This is a genomic window from Ruthenibacterium sp. (genome assembly GCF_017421385.1).
GTDB lineage: Bacteria > Bacillota > Clostridia > Oscillospirales > Ruminococcaceae > Ruthenibacterium > Ruthenibacterium lactatiformans.
The window spans coordinates 1-7,367 of sequence record NZ_JAFOIN010000071.1 but is presented as its reverse complement, the minus strand read 5'-3'; the positions used below and the strand labels follow the sequence as shown (position 1 = coordinate 7,367).

The window sequence follows — 7,367 nt, the reverse complement described above, 5'->3', positions numbered from 1 at the left end:
TGCTGGCGCACAGAGCTTTGAAAACATTGAACCATGCAAAACCGCAGCAGGTGCGGTTTTGTTGAGGCCGCTTTGCGGCGTCATGGTATAATAACCTCAAAGCTGCCGCTTGCGCGGCCGCGCGTGTGCAGGGCACACGCCCCTGTGCTGGCGCACAGAGCTTTGAAAACATTGAACCATGCAAAACTGCAGCCGGTGCGGTTTTGTTGAGGCATCTTCGCGGCGTCATGGTATAACAAAAAATCCCCGCACACGGATGTGTGCGGGGTGCAGTTGTTCGCTATCAGACAGCGCGGGTAACTTTACCCGAACGCAGGCAGCGGGTGCAGGCGTGGATATAACGGGGAGAACCGTCAACCACAGCTTTCACTCTTTTTACGTTGGGCTTCCAAGCTCTGTTTGCACGTCTGTGCGAGTGGGACACCTTGATACCAAAGGTCACGCCTTTCCCACAGCAATCACATTTTGCCATTTACTGCACCTCCTCTTTTCAAGTCGCTAGAATATAATATCAAATAATCCGGCAAAAAGCAAGTTTTTTTCAAAAATAAATCAGAGATATTTTAAACAGCCGGTTTTCGTAAAATGAAAGGCCGCGCGAGGAAAAGCACAAACTCACTTGTTGTAATAAAGAGCCCAGCCGACACCGAACTTATCTTCGACAAGGCCCGATCTAGCCGCCCAGGGAAACGGCCCTTCCAGTGAATGGCTTTTGCTTTCCTGTGTTAATATGCCGTACGCTCTGCAAAATTCATTTTCATCCGTAAAACGAATCTCGCAGCATATGGAATTCCCGCTGCCGGGCGCTACACCGGGCCCGATAAGGTTCTCAACGCCGTAAATATCCATCATGATATGGATATCATCGCTATCCGGAGGAGTACCTTCATAGGTTTTTCGGGCATGGAAAGCGTTTTGGTAGAATTGAAACATCGCGATTCACTCTTCATTTGTGAAATCAAGATTGAAAGACAGCGTGAATTTTGCGCATTTTGACATTGCTTTTCCTCCTTTGTCAGGTCAAGCCTGGTTTGGCGGGAGCGAGCGAATTCGTAAAATAAGTATACCGCCCGCCGTTCTTCGCTGCAAGGGACGGGCCGAAGATGTTTCGGTTTCGATGGAAAGGCGATATCTCATGAACCGGGAATGCAGACGGCGTCTGCGTACTTGTGTTCCCATCGGAAAAATGGTATCATATAATATCCGTTGGATAAAGTTTACGCCGCAGAACGCGCCTGCTGTGCGCCGCGGCCGGAAGGGGAGAGACATCGCGTGAATTGGGACCTGCTTGCCACCTATGTGGCCCGCGCTGTCGCGCTGCTCACCGCGATCCCCGTGCATGAATCCGCCCATGCGTGGGCGTCGGACAAGCTGGGAGACCCTACAGCCAAGCGCTATGGCCGTTTGTCGCTGAACCCGCTGCGCCATTTTGATTTTCTGGGTGCGCTTTGCATGATCTTTGTCGGCTTCGGCTGGGCCAAGCCCGTGCCTATCGCGGCGGCAACGAATTTCCGGCATCCCCGCAGGGATATGGCGCTCTCCGCTGCCGCAGGCCCGGCATCGAATCTGCTGCTGGCCTTTTTGTGTATGATCTTTTACAAGCTGGTGTACTACCTCGCACCCGGCACGCAGGGCTGGATATTCGTATCCGCGGTGCTGTTCCAGATGGTGTGGACGAATATCACGCTGGCCGTGTTTAACCTGATGCCTGTGCCGCCCCTGGACGGCTCACGCATTGCAACGGTGTTCCTGCCGCGCGGGGCCTATTTCGGGCTGATGCGCTATGAACGGTATATCATGGTGGGGCTGTTCGCGGTTTTGATGCTGGGCTGGCTGGACACGCCTCTGCGCGTTGCCACAAATTTTGTGTGGAACCTGCTGGTGTCGGCCACGGGATTTATCGAGGCCATTCTGCGCGCCGTGCTTTGAACAGCGCTTTGAAAAGGAGAATCACCCTGCCGGATGGAACAGACGATTACTTTTAAGCTGGAAGATTTTGAGGGGCCGCTGGACCTGCTGCTGTACCTCGTCTCCAAAAACAAAATGAATATTTATGACATCGAGATTGTGGCCCTGATCGACCAGTACGTTTCGATGGTGAACGGCCTGCCTGTTTACCAGATGGAGAGTGCAAGCGAATTTATCGAGATGGCCGCCCGTCTGGTGCAGATGAAGTCGTATTTTTTGCTGCCCAAGAGCGAAGAAGCCGAGCGCATGAAGGAAGAACTCACCGGTATGCTGGTGGAATACAGCGCCTGTAAGGAGGTGGCTGCGCAGCTGCGCAGCATGGCCGAAGGCGTATATACCGTGGTGCGTGAACCGGCCGAGGTCGAGCTGGATACCGAGTACCGCCTGCGTCACGATGTATATCTGCTGGAGGAAGCGTACAACGCCCTGCAGGGACGCAGCCGTCAGAAGCAGCCGCCCCGTCAGGAGCAGTTCGAACCGCTTACCACCGCGCCTTTCGTTTCCGTCACCTCACGTATCATACATGTGCTGCGCGGCTTGATGACAGGCCGTGTCAGGCGGCTTCGCCAGCTGTTCGTCAAGGAGGGGGGGCGCAGCCAGACCGTGGCTACGTTCCTCGCGGTTCTGGAACTGGTGCGCGCCGGACGCATCGCCATCGCGGACGACGAATCGCTCACCGTACGCACCGGGCGTAAAATGTAACGGCATACGCCCCCTTAAGACTGCCAGAGAAGCGGGAGAGGATTAAAATGGATCTGAAACAAACCAAGGCCGCGGTAGAGGCCATGCTGTTCGCTCATGCCGAGCCTGTCACGGCGGAACGCCTGGCGGGCGTGCTGGGGGTGGAGGAGGACGCGGTATCGCGCCTTCTTCTTTCCTTGCGGGACGATTACGAGGCCGAAGACCGCGGTCTTGTGCTGCTCCAGCTGGAGGACTGCTGGCAGCTTGCCACCAAAACGGCTTATGCGCCGTATATCAAAGATATTATGGACACGCGGCGCAACACGCCGCTTTCTCCGGCTGCGCTGGAAGTCCTGGCCATTATTGCGTACAATCAGCCGGTGTCCCGCTCCTTTATCGAGCAGGTGCGGGGCGTGGATTCTTCGTCCACAGTGCAGACGCTGGTGCAGAAAGGGCTGATCGAGGAAGCCGGACGGCTGGACCTGCCCGGACGGCCGGTGTCTTTCCGCACGACGGATGTATTCCTGCGTACGTTCGGCATCGCCTCGCTGGCTGAGCTGCCGCCGCTGCACGGTGACGACTATGCGGAAATGGAAGAGGCCGCGGGGGAGGCTGCGTATTCCGGCGATGAGGACGCGGACGGCGCACAGGCGTTTGCACCGGAAGGGGATGTGTGATGCACACGTTTCTGATGGTGCTGCTTTGGGTGGTCCTGGGGCTTTTGGCGCTGCTTGCGGTTCTGCTTATTGTTCCGGCGGCTGTGGCGGTGGAGTATAAGCAGGGAGAGTTTACGGCCAGGCTGAAACTATTGGGCATTTTCAGTTTCCGCCTGTATCCCATGAAGGAAAAGGCGGACCGGAAGAAAAAGAAAACGCCGCCGCGGCCGGAAAGTGCCCCGAAGGAGCAGCCGGCTAAGCCGGAGCCGAAGCTTCATATGACGTTTGAAAAGGTGCAGGGCATCCTTTCCGCCGCCGGTGCATTCATGCGCCGCGTGTTCCGGGCACTGCATTTTACAGGCATTATTTTTATCCTGCCCATACACAGGGACGATGCGGCGCAGACGGCTGCCGCCTATGGCAGAGCGCAGGCATGGGTGGGCGGAGCTGCCGCCGCGCTGCAAAATTTTTTCAACCTGAGCTTCAGGCAGGTGCGCATTTTGGCTGATTTTACCGGAGAGATCACGGCCGGGCCATATTTCTCTTGTAAAATAGGCGCATCACCGATTATAATGATAACAGCGGCGCTTTACGCGCTTGTGCAGCTGAAGAATGAACATGTGCTTTAGAGGCTGCGGCAGGCGGCTGCTGTGCGCCGAACCAATTGATATCATTGCGGAGCCATCAAAAACAAACGGAGGTATTCAGCATGAGCCAGCATCCCATTGAGGGCCTGATGGATGTGACCCTGGAAAAAATAAAGAGCATGGTGGATTCCAATACCATCATCGGAAATCCCATCAATATGGCGGACGGCACACTGGTGCTGCCCATTTCAAAGGTGACGTTCGGGTTCGCTTCCGGCGGCGCGGATTTTCCCAGCAAGACGACGAAGGACCTGTTCGGCGGCGGCGGCGGTGCGGGTGTGTCCATCCAGCCCGTGGCTTTCCTGGTGGTAAAAGACGGCAGCGTGCGCATGCTGCAGCTTGCCGATACCTCCAACAGTGTAGACCGCGCCATTGGTATGCTGCCGGACATGGTTGATAAGATCACGGCGCTGTTCAACAACAAACAGAAGGAGCAGCAGGCGCAGGGCGAAGCCCGGCCTGCGGCCCCGGCGGCGGAATAACGCGGCGGCGCGGGCATGCCGTGCGGCCGGACGCGCCATGCTGTCCGGCCCGCGCGCGCCCTGGCTCCGCCGTTTTTTGTGGCCGGGCTGCATCGGGAAAATGATCAGACAGGGGAAAGAAAAGGAGAGACCATGCGCGACGTAAGAATCCAGAAAGTGCTGGCCGAGCAGGGCGTATGCTCACGCCGGGCCGCAGAACAGCTCATCCGTGAGGGCCGCGTGAAGCTGAACGGCAGGCCCGTCACAGTGGGCGATAAAATGGACACGCTGAAAGACCTGCTCACTGTAGACGGACAGAAGGTCTATGTGCCGAAGAAGTCGGAGAAATATTATTATATGATGTATAAGCCCCGGGGCTACATCACCACCACGAACGATGAGCGCGGGCGCAAAACGGTAATGGACCTGATTGCGGACGTGCCCGTTCGGGTGTACCCGGTGGGGCGTCTGGACAAGGACAGCGAGGGGCTGCTGCTGCTGACGAATGATGGTGATTTTGCCAATCTGCTCACGCACCCCAGCCATGGAGTGTCCAAGCTGTACCGCGTGACGGTGCGCCCCCACGCAACCGAGGAGCAGATCATTGCGCTGACGGACGGCGTTGTGCTGGACGACGGAAGCAAAACGCTGCCCGCCGCCATCCATGTGGTGACAGACGAACCGGAGCGGACAGTGCTGGAAATGACCATCCGTGAGGGAAAAAACCGCCAGATCCGCCGTATGTGCGAAGCCGTGGGCCTGGATGTCATCCGGTTGCGCCGTTCGGCGCTGGGCGCGGTAAAGCTGGGCATGCTGCAGCCAGGCCAGTACCGGGAGCTGACAAGCCAGGAGGTGGCGGCGCTGCGCACGGCCGCCTCCCGCGGGAAGGCCACGGCCACCATTGCGAAAAATACGGCGGCCAACGCCGCGCGCCGCACCGCGGCTGGGCCTCACGGCCCGCGCGCGCCCAAGGGCGCTGTGGCGGCAAGAAAAAAACGGGGAGGGAACAGAGGATGATCGCAATGCGCCCCATCCGGGAATATGATGTGATCGATCTTTTGAACAACGGCCGCTTCGAGGGAGAAGTGGAGGGATATGTCGTAATGGACGGTCCCAAATATCTGGGCCACATGCTGTACCGTGTGGACGGCGCGGTGACGCAGGTGCTGGAGTGCGGCGTGGAGGAAAAAATGTTTGTGGACGGCGCGGTGCGCGCCTGTGTGGCCGCAGGCGAACACGCCGGGGCCACGTCCTTCCGGGTAAACGGGGAGGACGAAAAGCTTGCCGAATGGAAGAACGTTTTCTTCCCGGAAGCGCAGGGCGATGTTCCCAACGGCAGTATTTTCCATACTTGCGAATAATTTTACGGAAATCATAACAGAAACACTTGTTATTGATTTGTCAAAATAGTATAATGATATTAATTTCGGAATTTTTTTAAAATGCAGGAGGGCTGTTAATGGCTATCGCAACAACCGGCAAGGATGTGCTTGCCAAATTCTTCGACGAAGGCGCTTACAGCGCGCTTTACGCGGATGGCGCTGTCACCGCTGCGTTTGGCAGCGCGAACGGCACCCCCGTTTACGCCGTGTGCCAGACAGGCGCGGCCGTGGCCGAAAAAGACACCGAGAAGGTCGTCAAAGTTCTGGATATGGCCGCGAAAACGGGCAACCCCGTCGTAACGTTCTATAACTCCGTGGGCGCGAAGCTGGAAGAGGGCCTTGCGGCGCTTTCCGGCAGCGCGGCTGTTGCCGCCGCCGTGGCAAAGGTCTCCGGCGTTGTGCCTCAGATCGCCGTTGTCACCGGCGTGTGCGGTGCGGGCTCCGCTCTGGCCGCTGCCGCTGCCGATGTGTGCATTGTAAGCAAGGAGGGCGAGCTGTTTTTGACGGCTCCGTTTACCTCTGCCGCCGCAGGCGATAAGCTGGAGGGCGCGGGCAGCGCCGAGTTTGCCGCCAAGGCGGGCGTTGCGGCCATTGTCGTGGACAGCGCCGAGGAGGCCGCTGCCAAGGCGGCCGAACTGGTGGGCCTGCTGCCTGCCAACAATCTGGCCGGCCCCGCCGTGTTTGAGCCGTCCGCTCCTGCGGGCACGCTGAACCTGGCGAAATACTGCCCGGTGGAAGCCGCAGCCAGCATCGCGGACGCAAACAGCGCAGTCGAGCTGTATGCGGGCTATGGCAAAACCGTTTACACCGCGCTGGCGACGGTGGCGGGCAATGTGGTGGGCATTGTCGCCACCAAGGGCGCCGAGGATGTGCTGTGCCGCAATTGCGTGTCCAAGGCCGCGCGTTTTGTACGTCTGTGCGATGCGTTCAGCATTCCGGTTGTCACGCTTGTAAATACCGACGGCTTTGTAAAGAGCGCTTCCGATGATATGGCGGGCGGCCTGCGCGAAGCTGCGCGTCTGGCAGGTACTTACGCCGACGCTACCACCGCGAAGGTGGCTGTCATCACGGGCAAGGCCGTGGGCGTTGCGTATACCGCGCTGGCAAACGCGGACCTGACGATCGCTGTCGAGGGCTGCACCGTGGCCCCGCTCGACCCGAAGGCAGCCGTTACCGTTCTATACAAGGATGAGCTGGAGAACGGCACCAACATCGCGGCCGATACCGCGAAGCTGGCCGCCCGGTATGCTGCCGATGTGTGCAGCGCCGCCGCTGCCGTGGAAGCCGGCCTGGCCGATATGGCAGTGCCCGCCGCAGGCGTGCGCGCCGCCGTTGTATCCGCGCTGGATATGCTTTCCACCAAGCGCACCCAGCGTCTGCCGAAGAAACACGGCAACATGTCTCTGTAATTGAAATAGTAAAGATAATAAACAGGAGGATATCCCATGAAAACTTTCAATATCACCGTAAACGGCACCGCTTATAACGTTACTGTGGAAGAGACCGCCAGCGGCGCCGCTGCCGCGCCTGTTGCTGCAGCTCCGGCTCCCGCAGCTGCCCCGGCCCCGGCTG

The 7,367-nt window shown here is 58.4% G+C and carries 10 protein-coding genes and 1 pseudogene; 9 read left to right on the top strand and 2 right to left on the bottom strand.

The features are described from left to right. Positions 1-283: 283 nt before the first annotated feature. Positions 284-472 carry a 50S ribosomal protein L28 gene (rpmB, locus tag IIY41_RS07480; protein ID WP_009325433.1) on the bottom strand — a complete coding sequence of 63 codons (189 nt, stop codon included), beginning with the start codon at positions 470-472 and terminating at the stop codon, positions 284-286. Between the two features lie 143 nt (positions 473-615). Further along, entirely contained in the window at positions 616-933 is a 318-nt protein-coding gene (locus tag IIY41_RS07475; protein WP_287400219.1) for a VOC family protein, read from the bottom strand. Positions 934-1,272: 339 nt separating this feature from the next. Between IIY41_RS07475 and IIY41_RS07470 the strand changes: the two genes are divergently transcribed. From IIY41_RS07470 to IIY41_RS07430, 9 genes and pseudogenes are all read left to right on the top strand, one after another. Then, the gene (locus IIY41_RS07470) at positions 1,273-1,929 is read left to right on the top strand and encodes a site-2 protease family protein (protein ID WP_009325434.1); all 657 of its coding nucleotides are present in this window, start codon (positions 1,273-1,275) and stop codon (positions 1,927-1,929) included. Between the two features lie 33 nt (positions 1,930-1,962). Further along, complete coding sequence (locus tag IIY41_RS07465) at positions 1,963-2,670, top strand: segregation and condensation protein A (RefSeq protein WP_009325435.1); 708 nt, start codon at positions 1,963-1,965, stop codon at positions 2,668-2,670. A 47-nt stretch (positions 2,671-2,717) separates the two neighbouring features. Then, positions 2,718-3,326: an SMC-Scp complex subunit ScpB gene (gene scpB / locus IIY41_RS07460; protein ID WP_256291119.1), complete on the top strand. Its 609-nt coding sequence runs from the start codon at positions 2,718-2,720 to the stop codon at positions 3,324-3,326. Next, positions 3,323-3,934 carry a hypothetical protein gene (locus tag IIY41_RS07455; RefSeq protein ID WP_154522791.1) on the top strand — a complete coding sequence of 204 codons (612 nt, stop codon included), beginning with the start codon at positions 3,323-3,325 and terminating at the stop codon, positions 3,932-3,934. The genes scpB and IIY41_RS07455 overlap by 4 nt, the downstream gene beginning before the upstream one ends. Before the next feature lie 80 nt (positions 3,935-4,014). Then, positions 4,015-4,434, top strand: a complete 420-nt coding sequence (ytfJ, locus tag IIY41_RS07450) for a GerW family sporulation protein (protein ID WP_009325438.1) — start codon at positions 4,015-4,017, stop codon at positions 4,432-4,434. A gap of 132 nt (positions 4,435-4,566) precedes the next feature. Continuing rightward, entirely contained in the window at positions 4,567-5,430 is an 864-nt protein-coding gene (locus IIY41_RS07445) for a pseudouridine synthase (RefSeq protein WP_058723718.1), read from the top strand. Beyond that, complete coding sequence (locus tag IIY41_RS07440; RefSeq protein ID WP_287400216.1) at positions 5,427-5,774, top strand: hypothetical protein; 348 nt, start codon at positions 5,427-5,429, stop codon at positions 5,772-5,774. Before IIY41_RS07445 ends, IIY41_RS07440 begins: the two co-directional genes overlap by 4 nt. Before the next feature lie 98 nt (positions 5,775-5,872). Beyond that, entirely contained in the window at positions 5,873-7,204 is a 1,332-nt protein-coding gene (locus IIY41_RS07435; protein ID WP_009325441.1) for a carboxyl transferase domain-containing protein, read from the top strand. A gap of 36 nt (positions 7,205-7,240) precedes the next feature. Next, positions 7,241-7,367, top strand: a pseudogene (locus IIY41_RS07430) (acetyl-CoA carboxylase biotin carboxyl carrier protein subunit); the annotation flags it as partial.

What these genes read in the sequence shown, in the direction of transcription:
- IIY41_RS07445 (WP_058723718.1), top strand. Translation starts at nt 4,567, where the DNA reads ATGCGCGACGTAAGAATCCAGAAAGTGCTGGCCGAGCAGGGCGTATGC.
- scpB (WP_256291119.1), top strand. Translation starts at nt 2,718, where the DNA reads ATGGATCTGAAACAAACCAAGGCCGCGGTAGAGGCCATGCTGTTCGCT.
- ytfJ (WP_009325438.1), top strand. Translation starts at nt 4,015, where the DNA reads ATGAGCCAGCATCCCATTGAGGGCCTGATGGATGTGACCCTGGAAAAA.
- IIY41_RS07440 (WP_287400216.1), top strand. Translation starts at nt 5,427, where the DNA reads ATGATCGCAATGCGCCCCATCCGGGAATATGATGTGATCGATCTTTTG.
- rpmB (WP_009325433.1), bottom strand. Translation starts at nt 472, where the DNA reads ATGGCAAAATGTGATTGCTGTGGGAAAGGCGTGACCTTTGGTATCAAG.
- IIY41_RS07475 (WP_287400219.1), bottom strand. Translation starts at nt 933, where the DNA reads ATGTTTCAATTCTACCAAAACGCTTTCCATGCCCGAAAAACCTATGAA.
- IIY41_RS07435 (WP_009325441.1), top strand. Translation starts at nt 5,873, where the DNA reads ATGGCTATCGCAACAACCGGCAAGGATGTGCTTGCCAAATTCTTCGAC.
- IIY41_RS07465 (WP_009325435.1), top strand. Translation starts at nt 1,963, where the DNA reads ATGGAACAGACGATTACTTTTAAGCTGGAAGATTTTGAGGGGCCGCTG.